This is a genomic window from Chitinophaga sp. Ak27 (assembly GCF_012726295.1).
In the GTDB taxonomy this organism is placed as follows: Bacteria; Bacteroidota; Bacteroidia; order Chitinophagales; family Chitinophagaceae; genus Chitinophaga.
The window spans coordinates 272,217-295,663 of sequence record NZ_JABAOB010000001.1 but is presented as its reverse complement, the minus strand read 5'-3'; the positions used below and the strand labels follow the sequence as shown (position 1 = coordinate 295,663).

General features: G+C 47.2%; 20 protein-coding genes. 17 read left to right on the top strand and 3 right to left on the bottom strand.

From position 1 onward, the window contains the following. The first annotated feature begins 5 nt into the window (after positions 1-5). Genes HGH90_RS01155 through HGH90_RS01075 form a run of 17 tightly spaced genes read left to right on the top strand, consistent with a single transcriptional unit; the run spans position 6 to position 19,727 of the window. Positions 6-1,028 (top strand): mannose-1-phosphate guanylyltransferase, encoded by a 1,023-nt coding sequence (locus HGH90_RS01155; RefSeq protein WP_168765625.1) that lies wholly within the window; start codon positions 6-8, stop codon positions 1,026-1,028. A gap of 16 nt (positions 1,029-1,044) precedes the next feature. Next, positions 1,045-1,989, top strand: coding sequence for a GDP-L-fucose synthase family protein (locus tag HGH90_RS01150; protein ID WP_168765624.1), 945 nt, complete (start codon positions 1,045-1,047; stop codon positions 1,987-1,989). Between the two features lie 11 nt (positions 1,990-2,000). After that, positions 2,001-3,347, top strand: a complete 1,347-nt coding sequence (locus HGH90_RS01145; RefSeq protein WP_168765623.1) for a UDP-glucose dehydrogenase family protein — start codon at positions 2,001-2,003, stop codon at positions 3,345-3,347. A gap of 46 nt (positions 3,348-3,393) precedes the next feature. Next, entirely contained in the window at positions 3,394-4,491 is a 1,098-nt protein-coding gene (gene gmd / locus HGH90_RS01140; protein WP_169190178.1) for a GDP-mannose 4,6-dehydratase, read from the top strand. 10 nt (positions 4,492-4,501) lie between these two features. Beyond that, positions 4,502-6,055 carry a lipopolysaccharide biosynthesis protein gene (locus HGH90_RS01135; RefSeq protein WP_169190177.1) on the top strand — a complete coding sequence of 518 codons (1,554 nt, stop codon included), beginning with the start codon at positions 4,502-4,504 and terminating at the stop codon, positions 6,053-6,055. 5 nt (positions 6,056-6,060) lie between these two features. Further along, entirely contained in the window at positions 6,061-7,224 is a 1,164-nt protein-coding gene (locus HGH90_RS01130) for a glycosyltransferase family 4 protein (RefSeq protein ID WP_168765620.1), read from the top strand. After that, complete coding sequence (locus tag HGH90_RS01125; RefSeq protein ID WP_169190176.1) at positions 7,208-8,473, top strand: O-antigen ligase family protein; 1,266 nt, start codon at positions 7,208-7,210, stop codon at positions 8,471-8,473. Before HGH90_RS01130 ends, HGH90_RS01125 begins: the two co-directional genes overlap by 17 nt. Positions 8,474-8,485: 12 nt before the next feature. Then, positions 8,486-9,631 (top strand): glycosyltransferase, encoded by a 1,146-nt coding sequence (locus HGH90_RS01120; protein WP_169190175.1) that lies wholly within the window; start codon positions 8,486-8,488, stop codon positions 9,629-9,631. Positions 9,632-9,642: 11 nt separating this feature from the next. Then, positions 9,643-10,569 carry a polysaccharide pyruvyl transferase family protein gene (locus HGH90_RS01115; protein ID WP_168765617.1) on the top strand — a complete coding sequence of 309 codons (927 nt, stop codon included), beginning with the start codon at positions 9,643-9,645 and terminating at the stop codon, positions 10,567-10,569. 2 nt (positions 10,570-10,571) lie between these two features. Next, positions 10,572-11,930, top strand: a complete 1,359-nt coding sequence (locus HGH90_RS01110) for a hypothetical protein (RefSeq protein WP_168765616.1) — start codon at positions 10,572-10,574, stop codon at positions 11,928-11,930. Further along, on the top strand, positions 11,927-13,003 hold the full coding sequence (locus HGH90_RS01105; protein WP_168765615.1) for a glycosyltransferase: 1,077 nt from the start codon (positions 11,927-11,929) through the stop codon (positions 13,001-13,003). The genes HGH90_RS01110 and HGH90_RS01105 overlap by 4 nt, the downstream gene beginning before the upstream one ends. An 11-nt stretch (positions 13,004-13,014) precedes the next feature. Beyond that, a complete protein-coding gene (locus HGH90_RS01100) occupies positions 13,015-14,145 on the top strand; it encodes an XrtY-associated glycosyltransferase XYAG1 (protein ID WP_168765614.1) in 1,131 nt (376 codons plus the stop codon). Beyond that, on the top strand, positions 14,146-15,051 hold the full coding sequence (locus HGH90_RS01095; RefSeq protein WP_168765613.1) for a glycosyltransferase family 2 protein: 906 nt from the start codon (positions 14,146-14,148) through the stop codon (positions 15,049-15,051). It begins immediately after the preceding gene. A gap of 6 nt (positions 15,052-15,057) precedes the next feature. Further along, positions 15,058-15,639, top strand: coding sequence for a WcaF family extracellular polysaccharide biosynthesis acetyltransferase (locus HGH90_RS01090; RefSeq protein WP_168765612.1), 582 nt, complete (start codon positions 15,058-15,060; stop codon positions 15,637-15,639). Further along, complete coding sequence (locus HGH90_RS01085; protein WP_168765611.1) at positions 15,636-17,069, top strand: capsule assembly Wzi family protein; 1,434 nt, start codon at positions 15,636-15,638, stop codon at positions 17,067-17,069. The genes HGH90_RS01090 and HGH90_RS01085 overlap by 4 nt, the downstream gene beginning before the upstream one ends. A gap of 19 nt (positions 17,070-17,088) precedes the next feature. Beyond that, complete coding sequence (locus HGH90_RS01080; protein ID WP_168765610.1) at positions 17,089-18,312, top strand: WcaI family glycosyltransferase; 1,224 nt, start codon at positions 17,089-17,091, stop codon at positions 18,310-18,312. A 29-nt stretch (positions 18,313-18,341) separates the two neighbouring features. Further along, positions 18,342-19,727 carry an undecaprenyl-phosphate glucose phosphotransferase gene (locus tag HGH90_RS01075; RefSeq protein WP_169190174.1) on the top strand — a complete coding sequence of 462 codons (1,386 nt, stop codon included), beginning with the start codon at positions 18,342-18,344 and terminating at the stop codon, positions 19,725-19,727. A gap of 90 nt (positions 19,728-19,817) precedes the next feature. Here HGH90_RS01075 and HGH90_RS01070 read toward each other — a convergent pair whose 3' ends face one another. The 3 genes from HGH90_RS01070 to HGH90_RS01060 form a co-directional block, all read right to left on the bottom strand. Then, a complete protein-coding gene (locus HGH90_RS01070) occupies positions 19,818-20,291 on the bottom strand; it encodes an MEKHLA domain-containing protein (RefSeq protein ID WP_169190173.1) in 474 nt (157 codons plus the stop codon). Between the two features lie 10 nt (positions 20,292-20,301). Continuing rightward, positions 20,302-22,044, bottom strand: a complete 1,743-nt coding sequence (locus HGH90_RS01065; protein WP_169190172.1) for a thiamine pyrophosphate-dependent enzyme — start codon at positions 22,042-22,044, stop codon at positions 20,302-20,304. 352 nt (positions 22,045-22,396) lie between these two features. Next, positions 22,397-23,212 carry a universal stress protein gene (locus HGH90_RS01060; protein ID WP_169190171.1) on the bottom strand — a complete coding sequence of 272 codons (816 nt, stop codon included), beginning with the start codon at positions 23,210-23,212 and terminating at the stop codon, positions 22,397-22,399. Positions 23,213-23,447 lie beyond the last annotated feature (235 nt).

Sequence of the window (23,447 nt, the reverse complement as noted above, 5' to 3'; positions counted from 1 at the left end):
ACCTTATGATGCAGCATATTCTTCTTTGCGGTGGCTCGGGCACCCGCTTATGGCCTTTGTCGAATCAGCAAACCCCCAAGCAGTTATTAACGTTGTTTGATGGCTATAGTCTCCTGCAACTGGCTTTCCGGCGTAACCGTTTCGCCTGTAACAAAGTGATGGCCATTGTAAATGAACAACAGGCGGAGATAGTACTGGAGCAGCTGGAACAAGCTGGCGCTTCGGCCCCCGTGTGCCTGGCTGAACCGGTAGGGCGTAATACGGCCGCCGCCATCGCGCTGGCTGCTTTTGTAGCCGATCCCGAAACTATTTTACTCATCACCCCGGCCGACCATCTCATTGGTACACCCGACAGGTACGCCATGGCCATAGAAACAGCGGGGATATTGGCTGCCGGAAATCATATTGTTACTATCGGACTGGTGCCCACGTATCCGGAAACAGGGTTTGGTTATATCAGTTATTCCGGTCATGACGTGCTGCGGTTTGTAGAGAAGCCCGACCGCGTGGTGGCGGAGGCGATGCTGGCCGCAGGCGGATTCCTGTGGAACAGCGGCATTTTTTGCTGCAAAGCCAGTGTCATGCTGCAGGAATTACAACACCATGCGCCGGCTATTTATGAAGCCGCCGCCATTGCTGCCGCTGAATGGAAAAGAACCGGGGCTTTACCGAAAGAAATGATGGAAGCCATTCCATCAGACAGTATTGATTATGCTGTACTGGAGAAAAGCAATCTTGTGAAAGTCGTGCCAACAAAAATGGACTGGAGCGATGTGGGCAGTTATGAAGCGCTGGCAGATGCGCTCTCCCAGCACTATCAATATCGCAATCACCAGGCTGTATTTATAGAAAGTGATCCGCGAAAGAATATGGTGATCGGAAAAGATAAACTGGTAGCGCTGGTAGGCGTGGAAAATATAGTGGTGGTGAATACTGCCAGCGCCTTGCTGGTTATGAAACGCGGCCGCGGCCAGGATATTAAACAACTGCATCAGTGGGTAAGAGATAACCGCCCTGAATTACTATAAACAATAATCGAAGTATATGGAAGCAAATGATCCTATCTATATAGCCGGTCACCGTGGTATGGTGGGAGGCGCCATTAAAAGGAGGCTGGAAACCCTCGGCTATCATAACATTATTACGCGCAGTTCCGGTAGCCTTGATTTGCGCAAACAGCAAGAGGTAGAAGCTTTTTTTGCCTCAGAAAAGCCTGCCTATGTATTCCTGGCGGCGGCTAAAGTAGGCGGCATACACGCCAATAATACCTACCGCGCTGAGTTCCTGTACGATAACCTGATGATCGCAGCTAACGTGATACATGCTGCCTGGAAATATGGTGTTACCAAGTTGCAGTTTCTTGGCAGTTCGTGTATCTATCCCCGCATGGCGCCGCAGCCGATCAAGGAAAGTTTTCTGCTGACGGGGTTGCTGGAACAAACCAATGAGCCTTATGCCATTGCTAAAATAGCGGGCATCAAATTATGTGAAGCTTACAGGGATCAATATGGCTGCAACTTTATCAGTGTAATGCCTACTAATCTTTTTGGTATTGGCGATAATTACCACCCGGAAAACGCGCACGTATTGCCGGCATTGATCCGCCGCTTTCATGAAGCAAAAGTAAATAATAGACCCTCTGTTACGGTATGGGGAACGGGAACGCCTAAACGGGAATTCCTTTTTGCCGACGACCTGGCAGATGCATGTGTATACCTGATGCAGCACTATAATGAAAAGGAGCCTGTGAATATTGGTAAAGGGGAAGACCTGACAATTAAGCAGTTGGCCGAGTATATCAAAGAGGTAGTTTGCTATGAGGGCGAGCTGATATTTGACGCCAGTAAACCTGATGGCACTCCCCGCAAGTTAATGGATGTATCCAGGTTGCATCGATTGGGGTGGAAGCATAGCATTAGTTTGAAAGAGGGGCTGGTAATGGCTTACAGGGATTTCCTGCAGCAGGACCAGTTCAAATTACAATCTTAAATACCAGTTGTATGAAAGTAGTCATTGTAGGTACAGGGTACGTTGGTTTGGTAACGGGGGCCTGTTTGGCAGAAGTAGGAACGGAAGTGGTTTGCGCTGATGTAGATGCAGCAAAGATTGCCCGTTTACAAAACGGCATATTACCTATTTATGAGCCGGGGTTGCAGGAAATGGTAGTGCGCAATCAACACGGGGGCCGGTTGTCTTTTACAACGGAACTGGCTACGGCGTTGCCGGGGGCAGAGGTAGTATTTATTGCGGTGGGTACCCCTCCGGGAGAAGACGGGAGCGCGGATCTGCAATACGTATTGCAGGTGGCCAGCCAGGTAGGGGCGCTGATGGAAAAGTACCTGGTGATCGTTACCAAAAGCACCGTGCCGGTGGGCACCGCTGTTCATGTAAACCGTGCAGTGAAGGAAAGCCTTTACGCCCGGCAGATGATCGTGGATTATGATGTGGCCTCTAACCCGGAATTTTTGAAAGAAGGCGCTGCGGTAAATGATTTCCTGAAACCAGACCGTATAGTCGTTGGCGTTAATACTTTGAGGGCCCGGCAAAAGCTGGAGCAACTGTACCGACCTTTTTTACTAAATGGGCACCCGATATTGTTTATGGACATCGCTTCTGCAGAAATGACCAAATATGCCGCCAATGCGATGTTGGCCACCAGGATATCCTTTATGAATGATATCGCTAATTTATGCGGACTTGTAGGCGCCGATATCAACCAGGTACGTAAAGGTATTGGCAGTGATCCGAGGATAGGCAAGCATTTCTTATATCCCGGTATCGGCTATGGCGGTTCCTGTTTCCCCAAAGATGTAAAGGCCCTGATGCAAACCGGCCGCGAGTATGGTTACCAGCTTCGTATCCTCGATGCGGTGGAAGCGGTGAATGAAGATCAGAAGCAGTTGTTATTCCAGAAAGTGCTTCGTCATTTTGATGGGGATGTGAGCAACAAAAAGTTCGCCGTATGGGGATTGTCGTTTAAGCCGAATACAGATGATATGCGGGAGGCGCCGTCGCTGGTGCTGATCCGTTGCCTGCTGGAAGCCGGCGCGGTGGTGAGCGCATATGACCCGGTAGCTATGGAGGAAGCAAAGGCTTATCTCGGCAGCAGCATCACCTTCGCGGATGATATGTACCAGGCCGCAGATGATGCCGCAGCATTACTGCTGGTAACAGAGTGGAATCTGTTCCGTATACCCGACTGGCAGCGGCTGAAAGGCTGCATGAGATCGCCGCTGTTGTTCGATGGCCGCAATATTTATGACGATGTTGAACTGGTGAAAATGGGTTTTACTTATTACGGTATCGGCAACACTGCTGCTACACCAGTTAATGCACTAGTGCGATAAAACACAGCTATAATAACTATTTCTATCACCACTAAATAAAGATTGTATGAAAGTAGCCCTGATAACAGGTATCACTGGCCAGGATGGCGCTTACCTGGCAGAATTGCTGCTGGGAAAAGGATATATGGTGCATGGCGTAAAACGCCGGGCCTCCCTGATCAACACAGAGCGTATTGATCATTTATACCAGGATATGCACAGCGAAAATGTGCGCTTTCGTTTGCACTATGGTGATATGACCGATAGCACCAACCTGATCCGTATTATACAGGAAACACAACCGGATGAAATTTATAACCTGGCGGCGATGAGCCATGTAAGAGTAAGCTTTGATACGCCTGAATATACAGCCAATGCAGATGGAATCGGCACCTTGCGTTTACTGGAGGCGTTACGTATCCTGAAGATGGAAAAGAAGACCCGTATCTACCAAGCCAGCACATCGGAGTTATACGGACTGGTGCAGGAAGTGCCGCAACGGGAAACTACGCCTTTTTATCCACGCAGTCCTTATGCTGTAGCAAAGTTATATGCTTACTGGATCACCGTTAACTACCGGGAAGCCTATGGTATGTACGCCTGCAATGGTATCCTGTTTAACCATGAAAGCCCCCTGCGGGGAGAAACCTTCGTAACCCGCAAAATTACCAGGGGCGCGGCAGCCATCGCGTTGGGGCTGCAGGATAAGTTATACCTGGGCAACCTTGATGCGCAACGCGATTGGGGACATGCGAAGGATTATGTGGAAGCCATGTGGCGCATCCTGCAACAAGAACAACCCGACGACTATGTAATTGCCACCGGCATTACCACTACGGTCCGCGAATTTGTTCGTATGGCTTTTGCCGAGTTGGGTATCACTGTTTCCTTCCAGGGAAATGGCGTAACTGAAACCGGTGTAGTTACTGTCTGCTCAAATGAAGTATACGCGTTGCCGTTAGGAAAAGAAATTGTAGCGATCGATCCCCGTTATTTTCGTCCTACTGAGGTGGAGCTGCTCATTGGCGATCCTACCAAGTCAAAGACAGTACTGGGATGGGAGCCGGCCTATGACTTGCCAGCCCTGGTAAAGGAAATGATGGCCAGCGATGTAGCATTATTTGCGAAGAAAGAAGTCACCCAACTGGAGCACTTAATCGGATAAAATCAGAGTCATGCAGGTAGCTAACAAGGTAATCTTGAATACGGGCGCTCTTTATGGAAGAATGCTGATTACCGTTTTTATTTCACTGTATGCCACCAGGCTGGTATTGAACCTGCTGGGAGCGGCCGATTACGGGTTATTTAACCTGATCAGCGGGGTGATTGCCATGTTATCTTTTCTGAATATTGCGATGACCATCAGTACGCAGCGGTATATGTCGTTTTACCTTGGTACAAAGGACGGTCACAAACTAAGGACGGTATTTAACGCCAGCGTATTGCTGCATTTTATACTGGGGCTGGCAATGGTGCTGTTATTTGAAATGGCGGGCAGCTATCTTTTCGGGCATGTGCTGAATTACCCGGTAGAACGGACCATGGCGGCAAAGCTCATTTTTCAGTTTATGGTGGTTAGCGCTTTTTTTACCATTATTTCAGTCCCTTACGACGCTACGTTGATCGCGCAGGAAAACATGGTGATGGTGGCAGCGCTGGGGATTGTAGAATCATTGGGAAAGCTCCTGATTGCAGTGGCCCTGCAATATACCGGTTATGACAAGCTTATTGTATACGGTGGCCTGATGGCGTTGCTGACGGTGCTGTTGCTGTTGTTTAAACAGGTGTATTGTGGTATGAAGTACGATGAAAGCCGGATCAGCATTCGGCGGTATTTCGACCGGCATTTGCTGAAGGAAATGTTTGCTTATGCCGGGTGGAACATGTTTGGCGCAGGAAGTGTAGTAGCCCGTAACCAGGGCCTGGCATTGCTGCTCAACGTATTTTTTGGCACTATTGTCAATGCCGCCTATGGTATTGCCAACCAGGTGAACGCACAATTGAGTTATTTCTCTGTAACCATGTTACGGGCATTGAATCCACAGATTATAAAAAGTGAAGGCAGTGGCGACCGTCCGAGGATGCTGCGGTTGGCTATGATTGCCAGCAAATTTTCCTTTTACCTGCTGAGTTTTTTTGCTATTCCCATGATGATAGAAATGCCATTTGTGTTGCAATGCTGGCTGAAGCAGGTGCCGGAGTATACAGTGATGATGTGCCGTTTAATTGTTGTTGCCACGCTGATAAACCAGCTATCCGCTGGCATACAGGTGGCGGTGCAGTCGGTTGGCAAAATCAGGAAATACCAGGTGGTAGTGAGTACTATGGTACTGTTTAACCTGCCTGTTGCCTGGCTGTTGCTGAAAGCAGGATATCCTTCTTCTGCAGTATTGGTCAGCGCAATTGCTATAGAAGTGGTAAGTGGCATTTACCGTATGATTGCCGCGAAGAAGATTACGGGTTTGTCGCCATGGCTATTTACCAGGCAGGTAATCATCCGGGCTGTCGTGCCGGTGCTGTTGTCTGTAACCCTGGCTGGCATACCACAGTTGTTTCTTTCGCCAGGATTTGTGCGACTTGGTATTACCACCCTGGTGAGTGTGGCGGGTATGGTTGTCTGGGTACGGCTGATTGGCCTGACACCGGAAGAAACGACGAAAATAATGCAGTTATTTAGCCGCGCTCTTTCAAAATTGCAGGCAAGGCTGGTTGTATTAAAAGCAAACTAACGCAGATGTACATACTATTCTTTACAGATATTTCACCTTTCCCGCAAAACGGGGGAGAGAGGATCAGGAGCTATAACCTGATCAAAGCCCTGTCGCAACTGGGATATGAGGTGATGGCCGTAGTGCGGAACGTGGAAAAGGTAGATTTACAAAATTATCATCTCCCTAATGTTACTTTTTATACGTACGAGGTAAAGGATTTTGACCTGGTGACCCGCATTACCGGGAAACAGTATTTCCAGCGGTCGTCGGCCATACTGGATATATTCCGGGAAATATGCCGGGAGTACCCGGTGGCTGTTGCCATGCTCGATTATGGCTATGTAGGTCATTATATTTCTTTTTTCCGGGCCAGGAATATCCCGGTGATCCTCGGCACACATAATGCGCAGCCTATGATCACCTGGCAGCTGCCATCCGGCAGCCTGCTGGACCGGCTACGTAAACTGCAGTTGTTTAGCATGGAAAAGCTGCACGAGCGGTTATACTTTAGGAAGGCAACGGCGGTATTGGTAGTGAGCGATGATGATCATGCATACCATACCCGTTTCCTGCCGGAGCAGAAGGTATTTACGGTGCCCAACTTTTTGGACCAGAAAGATTACCATCTTTTTGGAAAAAAACAACAGAGAGTGCTGGTGATGACGGCCAACTTTGGGGTATATATGAATTATGCTGGTCTGAAATGGTTTGTTGAAAATGTGTGGGATGAAGAACTGGCCGAAAGGTACGACCTGTGGCTGGTAGGCAGGGGATCAAAGGAAGCGTTGAAACGTATTACAGGTAAGGAAGATTACCGGAACATCGTAGCTTTTGGAAAAGTGGATGATGTGAAATGGTATATATCCGTAGCCACCGCAGTGATAATCCCGTTACTGCATGGCAGCGGCACCCGGTTGAAATGCCTGGAAGCTATGGCCCTCAGAACGCCTGTTATCAGTACGTCCAAGGGAGTGGAAGGGGTGAGGAGTAAGCATTTTATCGTGGCCGATGAACCGGCGACATTTAAGCAATCCTTACTCGGCTTCAACGCAGATACGGATAAAGGGAGGCTGTTACAGGAAGATTTTCAGCAGGAATACAGCCTGGAAGTAAACAGGCAGCGTTTACAGCAGATTGTTGACTACACCGTACGCGGTAAAATAACGGCCTATGCTCAACCGGCTTAAGATAGCTTTATATACTTTGCTCAGCGGCGTAAATCTTTCGCTGGTAGGACAGCTGAAGCTGAATGAAATCATGGTGCTGTTATCTGCCCCGTTTGTATTTGATATACGTGATTTCAAGGCTTTCCCATTATTCAGGAAGATCATCACGGCGCTTACATTATTATTTATTTTCCAGGTAATCACGGATCTGTTTGTGGTGAAAAGTTCCTCTGAGAACTTTATGCGCGGGTGGGCGGCTATCATAATGTCTATCCTCTCTTTTATCTTTTTGTTTAAAACATTGAAGGATGATAAAGTTATTTTTTTCTTTCTCTGTATGACCCTCGTGAAAAATATTATCTGGACAGACGATAATGCAGACACAGATATGTCTTATTTCAAGTTCAAGATGGTACCTATTTTGTCGTACGGCGTTTACATCCTGTCGTTTTTATTATACCGAAATGGCCAGTGGAAGGCGGTACTGGCGTTGTTGCTGGCGTACAGCCTGTTGTGTTTTGCAAGGGATTCCCGTTCAACGGGGATGGTATTTTTCCTGGGCGCTATTATCATTTTCTGCTTCAACAGCGGGATGTATCTGACGCGCGACCGGCTCCTGGTGTTTGGCATGTCGGGGTTGCTATTATTCCAGTTTGCCTATGTATGTTATGTTAATGCCGTATTGAACCATGAAATAGGAGGTGAGCACGCTTCCGAACAGATAGATCGTCTGGATAATCCCTATAATCCGCTGGAATTGCTGATGACAGGCCGTGGAGAAACCTTCGCTGCACTTGCGGCAATCACCGATGCGCCATTGTTTGGCCATGGATCCTGGGCGAAAGATGATAACCTGAAGTATTACCGCATCCTTTTGTTGTACCAGAATGAGGAGATGAATGAACAGCTGGCTACTTCAACCGAGCACCTGATTCCCAGTCATTCTATTTTGTTGGGCGCCTGGGTAAACTGTGGCCTGGGAGGATTTATAGCAGTACTGTTGGTATTTATTTTATTGCTGAGAATGGGCTTTTACCTGGTGGGACATGCTGCAGATACGGCGCTGTACCCGGTATTGGTGTTGATGACAATTGGTGTGATCTGGACTTTTCTCTTTTCCCCTGTGCAACAGTTGCGATTTAATATCCCGGCAATTGGAGCCATTTTGTTGAGAGCATATTATGAGTGCATATCGGAAAACGGCGAAGCGCCAGCTGAAGTACAGGCGCAGGAAAAGACAGTTTTAATTTCTCCCGAAGGGAAAATATAAAAAGTAACAACTATGAAAATATGCTTCATTACGCTGGGCGATATTAAGTTTATCGCTACTATGAAACGAGCCATAGGTATGGCAGAACCGCTGTTGTTACTTGGCTGGGAGGTATCGATTATTGCGCAGGATACTGAAGAGAACAGGAAGCGCATTGCCATGGAATGCAGTGATGCCGTACGGGTATATTACTATCCCGAAGGGACTGCAGCGGAAGAGGTGCGTATTAAGACGGCGTTGGTAAATGAAATTGCGCCAGACTATATCTTGTTTTGTTCTTTTAGTTTCCGCAACCGCATCTTAAAAAATAAATTGAAGCTGGAATCCACGATACTTATCGAACACTCAGAATTGCCATCTGGTATTCCGGATAACAGGGGCCTGCGTAGATATGCTATGTTGGCCCTGGAATACTGGTCGGTGTTGTATGCCGACGGATTGCTATGTGCGAGTAAGTATCTCTGCAGGACGTATACAAAAAGGGCCGCGCAGTTGTTCCGGAAACAGTTACCGGTACATTATTCTCCATACGCATTTAACGATGAAGTGGTGGAATCGCCCCGGGTTCGTTATCATGAGTTAAAGGAAATGTATCAAGGCAAGACGCTGCTTATTTATATGGGCACGCTCACCCGTAACTATGGATTGTTTACCATGCTGGAGGCGATGGAAATAATTAGCAGGGAACGCTCGGATGTACACCTGCTGCTGTTGGGGCGGGGGCGTCACCAGGAAGAGGCGAAAGATTATGTAAAGGAGATGGGACTGTCGATGCAGGTACAGTTCCTGGGTTATACACCGGAAGAAGAGCTGAGCTCCTACTTTGCTGCAGCGGATGCCTTTATCTCTCCCCTGAATGATACGGTGCAGGATTGGGCGCGTTGTCCCAGTAAAATCTATATGTATATTCCTTTCAACAAGCCGGTGTTTACCGGTAAGATTGGTGAGCCGCTGGAGATATTTGGGAAGGAAGGATACTATTTTGATAATCATGCGCCGGCATCGCTGGCGGCGCTTATCAGTCAGCTGGCGTTGGGCGGGTTGAAACCGGTATCGGTAGATAAGGGAGCGCACAGTTGGGAGAAGCGTGCTGTTGATTTTACTGCGTGGATCAACAGTAACTATGCAGATAAGGTATTACATATTGCTAACCTGTAAATGTGTGCACTGTGAATTATGTTTATTATAGAGATCCCAAAGGCAATTTTGGCGACGACCTCAACGGATGGCTATGGCCGCAGTTGTTTGGTGAAGGAAAAGACGAAGATCAGGATGTATTCCTGGGCATAGGTTCTATCCTGTTTAATGGTTCACCATTATTCCGTGAGCTGACTGCCCAACGAAAGATTGTATTTGGCACGGGCGTACGGCCGGTATATAAGACATTTCATCTTGACAGCAGCTGGGATATTCGTTTCCTAAGAGGACCATTGTCGGCTTATGCTTTTAACAACCAGTTCCCCTATGTTGCGGATGCGGCTTATGCTATCCGCCAGCTGCCGGATTTTGAGCGGTTGCTGCATGTGCCGAAGAAATATAAGGTAAGCGTGATCCCTTATTTCAAATCCGTACCTTTTTTTAATTGGGAAAGTATCTGTTACCGGTTGGGTTTTAACTATATATCACCGCGCTCAGAGCAGGGAGTGGAGCATACTTTGAAGGAAATTGCTGCATCGGAGTATGTGATAGCAGAAGCAATGCATGGCGCTATCCTGGCAGATGCGTTGAGAGTTCCCTGGCACAGATTTGTGCTGTCTACCCCACATACCGAAGGCAGTGGTGTGTCGGAGTTTAAGTGGATGGACTGGCAGGCTGCCATTCAGCTTTATAATATCGATGCCACTCAGGTAAAGCTGTATCGCAAGTCATTTCTGCATCAGAAAATAAAATCGCTCTCCGGGAATCGTATCAGCGCTGAGTTCCTGGCGCCGGATATGGTAAAATCGGATTTGTTGAAAGCGCTGCAGGGGATAGCAGAATTTTATTTGTCGGCGGAAGAAGTGCTGCGGCGTATTGATTATAAGATTCACGACCAGGTAGCTTTGTTACAGAAAGAGCAGCGTATAGATACTTCCTCATTTATTACAACACATTAGTTATGCAGAAGGAATTTATTTTATCAGTAGGAGAGGGTGATTTCTTTTTTGGATTTCATGACCTGGTAGCATGGAATTTTGCGGGTGATAAGCTGCTGGCGTTACAGGCGCCGGATATTACGGTGCCGCCGGATCCGCGGGTAGCTTGCGGTGTCGGTTACTTCGATGCGGCGCAGCAGTTTCGCCGGCTGGGAAGTACATATGCATATAATTATCCGCAGGGCGCGCGCCAGCAATGGATTGGGACTACCGATACTTTTATTGTAAATGACCGCGTGGGCGAGAAATGGGGGGCCCGGATCTATGATGCAAATGCCGGTAAATGTGTATCCACGTTGCCGTTGCCTGCACATGTGATTACGGATGAAGGCATAGCATTCGGAATAGATTATGCGCGGCTATTCCGTGTAGGTGGATATGGTTATACCGGACTTCCTGATAAGCAGGCGCATATCCATGCGCCTGTGGATTCCGGCATTACAATACATAATGTATACACCGGTGAACAGTCGCTGCTGCTGTCTATTGCAGCAGTGGCTAATTACCGGATGAATCCCTCGCTGGGGCAGCATCACTACATCACTCACCTGCTACTGAATCCTTCCCGGAACAGGCTGGCATTTTTGCACCGGTATAAGTTGAAAGATGGCGGTGAAACAACACGTTTGATGACGGTTGGGACAGACGGCGGAGAGTTGAGATGCCTGGCCACGGGGTTTCTTAGTCACTTCGACTGGAAAGATGACGGGCATATCGCCATTTGGGGGAGGACTGGCAGCGGTATTGAAAAGCTACGTGGGTCGTTACTGTATAAGATGATGCCGGCAGGTTTGATAGCCAACGGGAAGAAAGTGTTGAAGAAGCTATTATATACCGGGGAGAAAGGAGCGAAAGCGGTAGCACCTTTTAACTGGTTGTTGCTGGAAGATACCGACAATGCTGTGCCGTCTATGCTGGCAAAAGATATCATAACGGAAGACGGACATCCTATGTTTTGTCCGGCTGACCGGGATTGGATGATTTGTGACACCTACCCCGATCAGCAGGGGGTCCGTACGCTGTTTCTTTTCCAGTACAGCACCCAGCAAAAGACAACATTAGGCACCTATCGTATGATTGATACCAAACCGGACCTGCGGCTGGCAGATCGTTTACTGGAGGGGGTAGATGAAGGGGTGTTAAAAGCCTTTTCGCTGGAGCAAATGGCTTTTACCCGGAGCGGCTTACACTGTGATCTGCATCCGCGCTGGAAGAGGGATGGCAGCCTGGTAGCCTTCGATTCTATACATGAAGGCAGCCGGCTGATCTATGGATATGATGTGAGCAGTATTATTCATGCAAATAAAAGCATATTGGTATGATAGCAATAGTGCAGCCACTGGTACCGCATTACAGGGAACATTTCTTTAACCGTTTGCGTGAGCAAGCGCCGTTTGACCTTTATTGCTATGATGGTGCAACAGCTTTACAAAAGCAAAATCTGGCTGCCGGCAACACATCGATAAAATCGCTGCCTGCCTGGATTCTGGGGCCATTTGTATTATATAATCCTGTGCGTTTTTTCAAATCAGACTACAAGATATTGGTGCTGATGCTCAACTTTGCCCATTTATCTACCTGGTTGATTCTGCTCCTGAAACCTTTCCTGAAGCAAAAAGTGATCCTTTGGGGACATGGTATTTCCGTGAAAAGATATGTACAGGAGGAACGGCGGCCCAGTCGTTTGTTGAAGTGGATGATGCAGCTGGCAGATGCTACCTGGTTTTATACTTCCCGCGAGCTGGAGCTATGGCAACAGGTAGTGCCCGGGATGAATGCCGTGGCACTGAATAATACTATTTCAGAAGTAGAGCGGATTATACAAGAGCCGGTCCCAGACAAGGCATTGCTCCGGGATAAATATGGCATCAACGCCAGGCGCGTGTTGATCTACTGTGCACGGTTTAACGAAGTTGGAAGGCGTATTGATCTCCTGTTAAAGCTCATTTCGGAAACTGATCCGGCACAATATAGCTTTATCATTATCGGCGCCGGAAAATACAAGCCCGACTTCAGTGCATATCCGCATGTACACGATTTTGGCGCCGTATATGATCCGGCGGTGAAGCAAGAGCTGTTTGGTATGGCAGACCTGTATTTTCAGCCCGGCTGGGTTGGGCTTTCTGCTGTGGAAGCAATGGCTTATGCCAAACCGGTATGTACTTTTAAACGCAGCGAGTCGGTGTTGCAGTGCGTGGAGTATAGTTATATCAGGAATGGTTACAATGGGCTAATCTTCGAAAGCATAGAGGAATGCCTGCACGTATTGGATAAACTGCCTGAAGATAAAATAGATATTATGGGACAACAGGCTCGGCGCTTTGTAAAAGAAAACCTGACAATGACGGCAATGGTCGATAATGCGTTACAGTCCCTGTATGCCGTGAATCAATAATACTCATTTTTATGAAGATACTTTTTATTGTTCCTTCTTATAAACCCGCTTATATATACGGGGGGCCCATTGTGGTGATTGCCAGGCTGGCAGAGCAACTGGTGCTGATGGGACATGCCGTGGAGGTGTATACTACTACCGCCAACGGACGAAAAGAGCTGGATATTGCAGCCAACAGTACAGTGATGATGGACGGCGTAAAGGTGACTTATTTTAAGCGGATTACAGGAGATCATACCCATGTATCGCCTGCGTTGTGGAGGGCGGTTTGGAAGAACGCCCGGCAGTTCGATAAAATACATATTCACTCCTGGTGGAATTTCCTGGTGATCGGCGCTTCTTTCATCTGTAAATGGAAAAAGCTGAAACCGTTGCTGTCGCCGCACGGCATGTTCTGTGATTATGTATTTACCGCCAAGAATAACCGCAGCAAACAATTACTGCATACCGTGGTGGGGAAACGATTGTTGCGCAGTACTTATCTGCATGTTTCATCGGAGTTGGAGTGGAAGGAGTGTAAACTGGTGAATAAGGAATGGGAGGGAGGAGCGGTGTTTAACCTGGTCGATTTGCCGGATGAACAATATGCCCGTATAGACAACAGCGTATTTACTATCAGTTTTTTATCGCGCGTGGATCCTAAGAAAGGGCTGGATCTATTGATCCGTGCACTTTCAACGGTGCCTTTCCCGTATCGGTTACAGATTGCCGGTACGGGCGACGAAAAGTATATGCTGGAACTGAAGGCGTTAATTACTTCGTTGGATATGGATAACAACGTCGAATGGGTAGGTTGGAAGGGCAGCGGGGATAAGTTTCAGTTCCTTGCTGCCACCGACCTGTTTGCCCTTACCTCCCGCAATGAAAATTTTGCGATCGTAGTGATTGAGGCGTTGTATGCTGGTACGCCGGTGTTGATCAGCGACCAGGTGGGACTGGCGGGATACGTCGGGGAGCATGACCTGGGTTGGGTTACGCCCATAGATAGTGTGGAGGCGATTACTGCCCAGCTAAATGAAGCCTACCGGGATAAGTTACGGCGGTTATATATTACCCGTCACGCACCCGGGCAGATCAGGGCTGATTTTAATGATGCCAGGCTGGCATCCTCTTATGTGCAACTATATGAAAAATGTATTTAGATGGAATTGGCTGTAGTGATACTCACCTATAATGAATCTTTGCACCTGGCCCGTTGTTTACAGAGCGTGGGGCAGGTGGCCACCGCCATTTATATAGTAGATGCTTTTTCTACCGATAATACAGTGGCTATAGCAGAAAGTTATGGGGCAACGGTTTTTCAGCGTAAATGGGTCAACTATGCGGATCAGTTCCAGTGGGCGCTGGAGCATGCTGGTATTACAGCGCCATGGGTGATGCGTATGGATGCGGATGAATACCTGGAGCCGGGGTTGCTGCAGGAAATAGGTAGGCGCATGGATACGATACCGGACCATATAACGGGGATCTATATCCGCAGGAAAGTGCTGTTTAAAGGAAAATGGATCCGTTATGGTGGATTTTATCCCCACACGCTGTTAAGGATTTGGCGGAATGGAGTGGGCAGCATAGAACAGCGTTGGATGGACGAACATATCGTATTGTCTGAGGGAACTACTATACGGTTTAACGAACATATTGTAGATGATAACCTGAACTCTATTCACTGGTGGGTAAACAAGCATAATAATTATGCGATCCGGGAAATGGTGGACCTGCTCAACATCCGTTATGGGTTTTGGCAAACAGACGACCGTTTGTTAAAAGCGGAGGGCTCGCAGGCTAAACGTAAGCGTTTCCTGAAGGAGAAGGTATATGCAGCGCTGTCGCCGGGCATGCGGGCGTCGATGTATTTTCTTTTCCGCTATGTACTGCGCTATGGCTTCCTGGATGGTTATAAAGGTTTTTTGTTCCATTTTATGCAGGGATACTGGTATCGTTTGCTCGTAGATGTTAATGTACAGGAGTTTGAACAGCAGCTCAAAGGCGGCGAAAGCAGGGAAGATATCATGGCATTGCTGAAGCAACATTATAACATTCATATCTGACATTATATGAAAACGAATCTCGCGGCATTTAATACGGGCACTTATTATGCCGGACCCAAATGGAAAGTGCTGGTCTGGTACTTTTGCAATTACTATGTGCTCAACAGCGCATTTCCATGGCCATATGCGCTGAAACGGGGACTGTTGAGGCTATTTGGCGCCAGTATTGGCAAAGGGCTGGTTATTAAAACCAAAGTACGGATCAAGTATCCATGGCGGTTAACCATCGGTGATCACTGTTGGTTGGGAGAAGGTGTATGGATAGATAACCTGGCAGATGTAACATTGGGCGATCATGTGTGTATTTCCCAGGGTGCCCTGTTGCTGACAGGTAACCACGATTATAAACTGACTGATTTTCCTTATCGCCTGGGAGAGATTCGCATTGAAGACGGCGTCTGGATTGGTGCTATGGCGGTAGTATGTCCGGGGGTTAGCTGTGGGTCGCATAGCGTGCTGACCGTGAATGCAGTAGCTGCCAGGAATCTGGAGCCCTGGCTGATCTATTCCGGCAATCCGGCAATGGCGGTGCGTAAACGGGATATGACAGCACATACGGTCACTTTTCTAAACGCAGCGCCTATATGAAGAGAAGTACAGCTTTCTTACTGCTTATGTGCATGAGTTTTTGTTTGCGGGCGCAGCAATGGCTGACAGATTCGCTGGAAGTGCATGCCGGGGCCATAGGGACGGTTGCCACAAAAGACTATCTCCCGTTATGGTTGCTATCTAACCATTTTGGCACTATCAGTGACCGTAAAGGAGATGTATCCGTACATGCCGGCTTTAGCAACCTGCATGTATGGCAGGAGCATTTTTATATAAGATATGGATTGGACGTGTATAATAATAACCAGTTGGGCAGCACATTTATAGAGCAGGGTTATGTGAAGGCGGGATATAAAAATTGGGAGATCAGGGGAGGGCGGTATGAGGAGATTATAGGAGAGGTAGATCCTATGCTGAGCAGCGGATCTATGGGTATCAGCGGCAATGCGTTGCCCATTCCAAAAATTGGGTTGGCAGTTACAAAATATACCAGTATCCCATTTACAAACGGATGGCTGCAGTTCAAGGGATTGTTGAGTCATGGCTGGATGGGGAAAGATCAGTTCATCAGGAATGCCTGGTTGCATGAAAAGAATTTCTATCTCCGCATAGGAAAAAGGAAACTTAAGTTATTTGGCGGCATACAGCATTATGCTGTATGGGGAGGCAGCCGTAAAGACTTGCCACCTATTACCAGCAGCTGGCAGGGATTTATGGATGTATTGCTGGTGAAAACAAAAGATGACGGTACCGTAGGTAATAACGATATACAACCTAACCGGCCCGGCGATCACCGGGGAATCATCGAAGGAGGGATTGACTGGGAAAATGAACAATTGGCATTGCACCTGTATCATCAAACACCCTTCGAGTCAGGGCAGGGCATAGATATCCGTAATATTGACCGGCTGCTTGGCATTACTTACACCAACAAAAAAACAGCTGGCTGGCTTAATAAAATAGCCGTGGAGTTTATTTATACCAAACAGTCGAACGACTTTTACCTGCAGCGGCTCAGGGAAAGTTACTATAATAACGGGGTGTACCTCACTGGCTGGGATTATCATGAGCGCATTATTGGTACGCCGCTGTTCATAGACCGTAACAGGGGGCAGCATTATTTCACCGGTATGAAGCCTATGAACTGGGATCAGCCAAAGGATTCGCTACGTGGGAAAGGTGGAAACATCATTAATAACCGCGTAGTGGGCGGACATATCGGGGTGCTTTATCATCTCTCCGAAAGAATAACGGGCAAAACCCTGATCACCTATACACAGAATTATGGCACTTATACCAACCCGGCGCTTTTTACCCCTATGAAGCGGCAATGGTATACGCTGGAAGAGCTGCATTACCTGCTGCCGGGAAAAGGGATGATGCTTACTGCGTCGCTGGCAATAGACCAGGGACAGCTGACGAATAATGCCGGCTTTATGCTGGGGATGCTATGGACATGGAAAAGATGAGATATAAAATATAACGTATATGGGTAAACGAGTATTACTGATAGGCGGCAATTTTTCACCGGAACCAACGGGGATTGGTAAATATAATGGTGAAATGATCACCTGGCTGGCGGATAACGGGTACGACTGTACGGTAATCACCACCTACCCATATTACCCCGAGTGGAAGGTACAAGCGCCTTACGACAAGGCAAGAAACTGGTTTAAGAAAGAAGTGGCCGGGAACATTACTATATACAGGTGTCCGCAATATGTGCCGGCTGTGCCTTCCGGTAAAAAAAGGATGTTGCAGGATGCTTCGTTTGCCGCATCGGCATTTATAAAGGTCATGCAGCTGGTATGGCGCCGGAAGTTTGATATGGTAATCACCGTAGCGCCGCCATTCCACCTTGGATTGCTGGCCGTACTTTACAAAAAAATGAGGGGCGCCACTTTTGTGTATCATGTACAGGACCTGCAGATAGAAGCTGCAAGAGATTTGAAGATGATCCGTTCCGGGCGTCTTATTAATATGATGCTGAAGCTGGAACAATTAATCCTGCGGAATGCCGATCATGTGAGCAGCATTGCTGATGGCATGATCCGGAAAATACGCGATAAAACCGGCAGACAAGTTTTCCTTTTCCCTAATTGGGTGGATGTTTCTCAATTTCACCCGATAACAGATAAAGCGGTATTGAAGGAAGCATTTGGTTTTTCGGCTACAGATAAGATTGTGTTGTATTCCGGGGCTATCGGTGAAAAGCAGGGACTGGAAGCCTTGTTGCACGCTGCCGCGGCCTGGCAGCATCAACCGGATATCCGTTTCCTGATCTGTGGTTCCGGACCTTATAAAGTAAGATTGGAACAAATGGCTGCGCAGCTGCAGCTGAAGAACACCACTTTTTTACCATTGCAACCTGTCGAACAGTTTAATCGTTTCCTGAATATGGCAGATGTACACCTGGTTATTCAAAAGTCACACGCCAGCGACCTGGTGATGCCCTCCAAGCTCACCACCATATTGGCAGTAGGTGGTATTGCACTCATTACGGCCAATAACGGTACGGGTTTACATGAACTGGTGAGCCGGCATAACATGGGTATATTGGTGGACGCTGAGAACCAGGAAGCATTGCAGACAGGTATCGGAAGGGCTGTATGGGATAATACAGCAGATATAGCGGAAAATGCGCGCGCTTATGCGGCCAGTTATCTTTCTATTTCAGGGGTGATGACGCATTTTGAAGAACAAATAGCGTAGCGCTTTTATTGATCAACCATCTCTTTTTTATGTTGAACCGGTATCTTAAAATTTGCAGTATCCAGCTAATAGCACTGGATTTTATTTGTTTGAATGTGCTTTTTTTCCTGAGCAGCTCCTGGTTACAGCGGTATGACCGCATGCAGGATATTAATGTAGACATTTTCCTCATGGTATCGAATCTTTCCTGGATGGCGGCGCTGTATACTACCGGTATTTATTTCCTCAGCCAGCAACTATCCTTTGAACGTATTGCACGAAAAACCGTGCAAAGTATCCTGTTGTATTTATTATTGTTGTTGCTATTCCTGTTTCTTTCCAAGCAGCTGTATTCCCGTTTGTTTATCCTTATTTACTGTACAGGGTTTATCCTGATGGTATTATTGGGGCGTTGGGCGTTTTATCGCGTTACCAGTCATATTCTTCACCGCAGCGGTGTGGAAAAAAAAGTGGTGATACTGGGTTATAATGAGCTGTCGAAGGAATTGGCGGGCAGATTACTGGAAGATAACAGCAACCTCAAATTTGAAGGGTATTTTGAGGAATACAGCAATGTACATGAGCTGTCGTATTACCCGGTAATTGGCAACCTGGAAGCCTGTGTGCCCTATGCACAGTCTAATAATATCCGCGAGATCTATTCTACTTTATCGCCGGAAAAGTTTCCTTACCTGTATACGTTGGCCAGGGAAGCTGAATTGAACCTGATTCATTTCCGGTTTGTACCAGACTTTAAATTGTTTGTCAACCGGCAGATATTTGTAGATTACTTCAATAATATCCCGATTATTTCACTGCGTGCGGAGCCATTGGATGATATTGCGAACCGGATAAGAAAGCGGGTATTCGATATTATATTCAGCAGTTTGGTCATCCTCTTTATTTTGACCTGGCTGATTCCCTTACTGGCGTTGCTAATCAAGCTGGAATCGGCTGGGCCGGTATTTTTTATTCAATATCGTACAGGCCGTAATAACCTGAATTTTCCCTGCCTGAAATTGCGGAGTATGTACGTAAACAAGGATGCCAATTCCAAACAGGCAACGCGCCACGACAGCCGCTTTACGCGGATAGGCCGGATACTGAGGAAAACCAACCTGGATGAAATGCCGCAGTTTTTAAATGTGTGGATGGGGCAGATGTCGATCGTAGGACCGCGCCCTCATATGCTGCGTCATACCGAAGAGTATTCGCGGGTGATACAACAATATATGATCCGCCATTTTTTGAAACCAGGTATTACCGGCTGGGCGCAGGTTAGCGGTTTACGCGGAGAAATTACCGATGAATCGCATCTGCGCAAAAGAATTGAGCATGACATTTGGTACATGGAAAACTGGTCGGTATACCTTGATCTGCGTATCATATTTTTAACGGTCCGGAATACGATCAAAGGAGAAGAAAATGCCTTTTGACGCGCTCGGCGAATACCTTTAAAATGGATGTAAGAAAAGGCCGGCCACTACGAGTGGCCCGGCCTTACGGACTGTCCTATTTTTATATTCCTATCTGATGCCTGTATACCATGCAGGTCTTTCCTTCTCCTGAAGCCAGAAAAGTGCAGCCTGACCTAGCGGAGATCCGTCGGGATGTGTTAATCGCCATACCACGCCATCATAAATCGTAAAAGTATTCCCGTATTTATCAACGCGTGGACCGGTGTAGTGATAAGCGATGCCATTGAGCGTGACATCGTGTAACAACCGCTCCCGTTCACTTCTATCCTGCGGTGCTGCGCTCAACCGGGAAGGAAGCTGCAGAAGCTCTGCTACGTCGTATTTAAAGCAGGACAGGGCAAATTGATTCGCATAAATGAAATGCGGGTCCGTGCTTGTTCCATGCGCAAGGATGCTGTAGGGTGCCTCTTCGTGCAGCCACTGCGCACGTGCCGTAATGCCAGCAGGCACGGGAAGTCCCTTGCCGTTCCTGTCGAGGAAATTCTGGTCTATTTGTGTAATTAAGGAAAGAACTGATGACATGAGTTTGTAATTATAAATTTTTAAGGCGAGGATTCTGGCCCAGCTCCTGCTGATGATCTACGGGTATTTCAATGAGAAGGGAACGTTGTCCGTCCATTTCAATACGATGCAGTAGTTCTCCCAGGTTGCTCATATCGGGCTGTAATTTTGCCGCCTCCCAGCCGCAGGCTCTCGCAACGGCGCAATAATCAATTGCTGTTATGTGGGCGTGATAATGGGGTGAGGCGATATCAGGCAGCACTTTTCCCAGTCCTTGTTCTACGATTGACAACGATTCATTGTTCAGCAGGAAAATGACGATGCCTAGCTGGCTCACTTCTCCCAAAGAGCCAGAGAACAGGCGAAAACATCCATCGCCGGTGAATAAAAAGACCGGGCGATCGGGGTCGGATAGTTTAGCGCCGACCGCTGCTCCAAAAGCCCCGCCCATAGCAGAGCCACGATAGAGGGAGTAAAAATCAATATTGTCATTTGGTCTTTGTGTTACATATTGCCGGTCTTTATAAGCCAGGCAAACATCGTCTATCCCCAGCGAATGTGCCGGCCACCATTTATTAAGGCGCTGATATAACGTAGCCATATTCACGTATCCTTCGCGCGATGTGGCAAATGGCCGGTCGTTCAGATCTGCCGGCGCCTTTACCATAGGTTTGTTGGTAAAAGGATAGCGGTGACCGGAGCTTATCAATGCGCTTAGTAAGACATCCAGCGGTCCGTACACATGGTCATACCCGCCTGTGGCTACGTGGCGCAGACTATTTTCTACCAGTCCGTAAGCCTCGAAAATATTCCCCAGAAAGAAAGTATGCGCGGCATTAAAACCGCTGAAATTAACAGTGTACTCATCGGGGCAGGCGCCCAGTACTACCAGTACGTCCTGCGTGCCAAGCGAATTAAATAACGACATGGCCTTGTCATTCCCTCCAAAGGAAATATAGCCGTAGCCGTAGGGGTTATGCTGGCTCATTGCGTTGGCGCCATTGATGCTCCAGACAGCGGCTGCCTGTAATTGTTCACATAGCTGCGTGGTGAGTTGTTTCGCATTTTGATAACGTGCCATTTCTTCTCCTACCAGCAGTACCACGCGTTTACCATCCACTGTTTTACGGAATGTAGACACGAATGTATCCAGGAAGTCATCTTCTACCGGTCTTTCTTCTTCGGGTAGGGGCATTGTGGTATATTCTATTAAAGTACTTCCCACAGCTTCGTTGTCTAATACCAATACCACTGGTTTGGATCGGTCCAGCATGGCTTTCGCCTGTCCTAGTTGAGCTGTTAGCGAAAACGGATCATTCAGTACAAAAACAGCTTCTCCCAGTTCCGCCTGTAGCTGCGCTACAGTATTGCTGCCATATATGGAAGTATCCTGCAAAGGAGAGAAGCCTTCGGTACTGCTACCAGAAACGGGCACAATAAAAACTGCGGGTATGTCGTGCAACTTGGCGTCACTGAGTCCGCAGGTGATTAGCCGGGTAGCGGCGCCGGTAGTAGCCACAGCGGCGGCAATTTTACCGCTTGCCAGGTAATAACCCAGTGGAACAAAGCCGGCGCTGTATTCACCCAGCGTTAGAAAGGCGGGATCAGCGGAGGGCAGGTCGTCAAAAGGTTTGAGGTGCTTTAACAGGTGAATCACCCCACCGCCGGTAACGCCGGTGTATAAAGTGATACCCCAATCGGTAAGGGTGTCTACAATGAGCTGATAACTATCAGCCACGCAGGGTGGGTTTCCATAAAGGTTACGGAGCGTCATAGAATAGTGATTAAATTGATAAATCGCGGTTTTCTGTATGGTTTATTATGAGAATGTAGTATGAGGGCTTTTAAGAAGGCTTGTTGATATGGGTTTTCGAAATGGGTTTACAGTGTGCTCTATAAATTCACTGATGATACAAGATAAGTAGTATTTCGCGAATAGCAAATTTTTTACAAGAAGATGCAGGATAAAAACGTGGATTTTTCTGATTTCCTGCGCTGGGGAAGCGAATTATTTTTTTGTTGCAGGCGGCTAAGTAAAAAATACCAATTGCACTTTGCCGGCGCTTTATAAAGCATGTAGTATAACTACTACAATATTGATGGGTAGGCTAAGATCTAATCCGGCATTATTGTAAAGCCATTAAAGGAATTTTAGCATGCATCGTTAATTGGCTGGTATGGCTTTTATGCGTCAGTACATGAAGCAAGTCATGATGCTTGGGTACCACGATTAACAGGTCGATTCCATTTGTTACGGCAGTATCTATTATGCTTTGGTCTGTATGCTGCTGTACTATATAGTGATAATGTGGATTGGCAGAAGCAAGCATTTGATGTAATGCTTCAGACTCGCCAGCTATTTCCGGTTTTTTATCCTGTTGTTTCGCTATATTCAGTATATGTAGTTCTGCATGTAAATCCTTTGTAAAAGCTTTGATCTTATTGGCGGGAACAGTTTCGGCCACATGACTAAAATCACAGGCCAGTCCGATTTTTTTAACACCTGAAAAATGGGCTCCGGGAGGAACTGCTATCAGTGGCCAGTTTAAATGCTTCATTGCATAAACCGTATGTCCGCCGAGAATCAGCCTTTCTGCTGCCGTAGAACCCTGACTGCCGAGAACGACCACGTAGGGTTTAACCTGGCCGCAAACAGTATCGAGTTCAATAAAAAACATGCCTATCCTTTCCAATGTTTTTATAGGTACTTTATTGTTTGTTCTTAGTAACAATTGTTCTTTGAGCTTTTTTAATTCATTTTCCATGTCCTGAACCAATTCCTCTTCATTGATCATCATTGGCACCTCGCCGTACGATACAGGTATAGTGTATATATTCAATAGCAGTACTTCTTTGTTCATTGCTAATGCCATATCAACAGCATAGCATGCCGCATTAAACGCAGCCCGGGAAAAATCCGTCCCGACAAGGATTGTTTCCATAAAATTATCATTTCATAGTTTAAAGTTAGTGCTAAACGGTGCCCCAAATACTGATGTTAATCATTCATCTGCTTGATTATCGTCATCACAATGGTCGGATAAAATCTTTCACAGCCTTTTTGGTGATCCCCGGAACAACATACATATATTTTTGATTTACAACATTGTAATGGCCGTTACCTGATTTTCGAATACTGTCAGACATGTTTAAACTCCGCGCAGTTTTAGCGCCTAA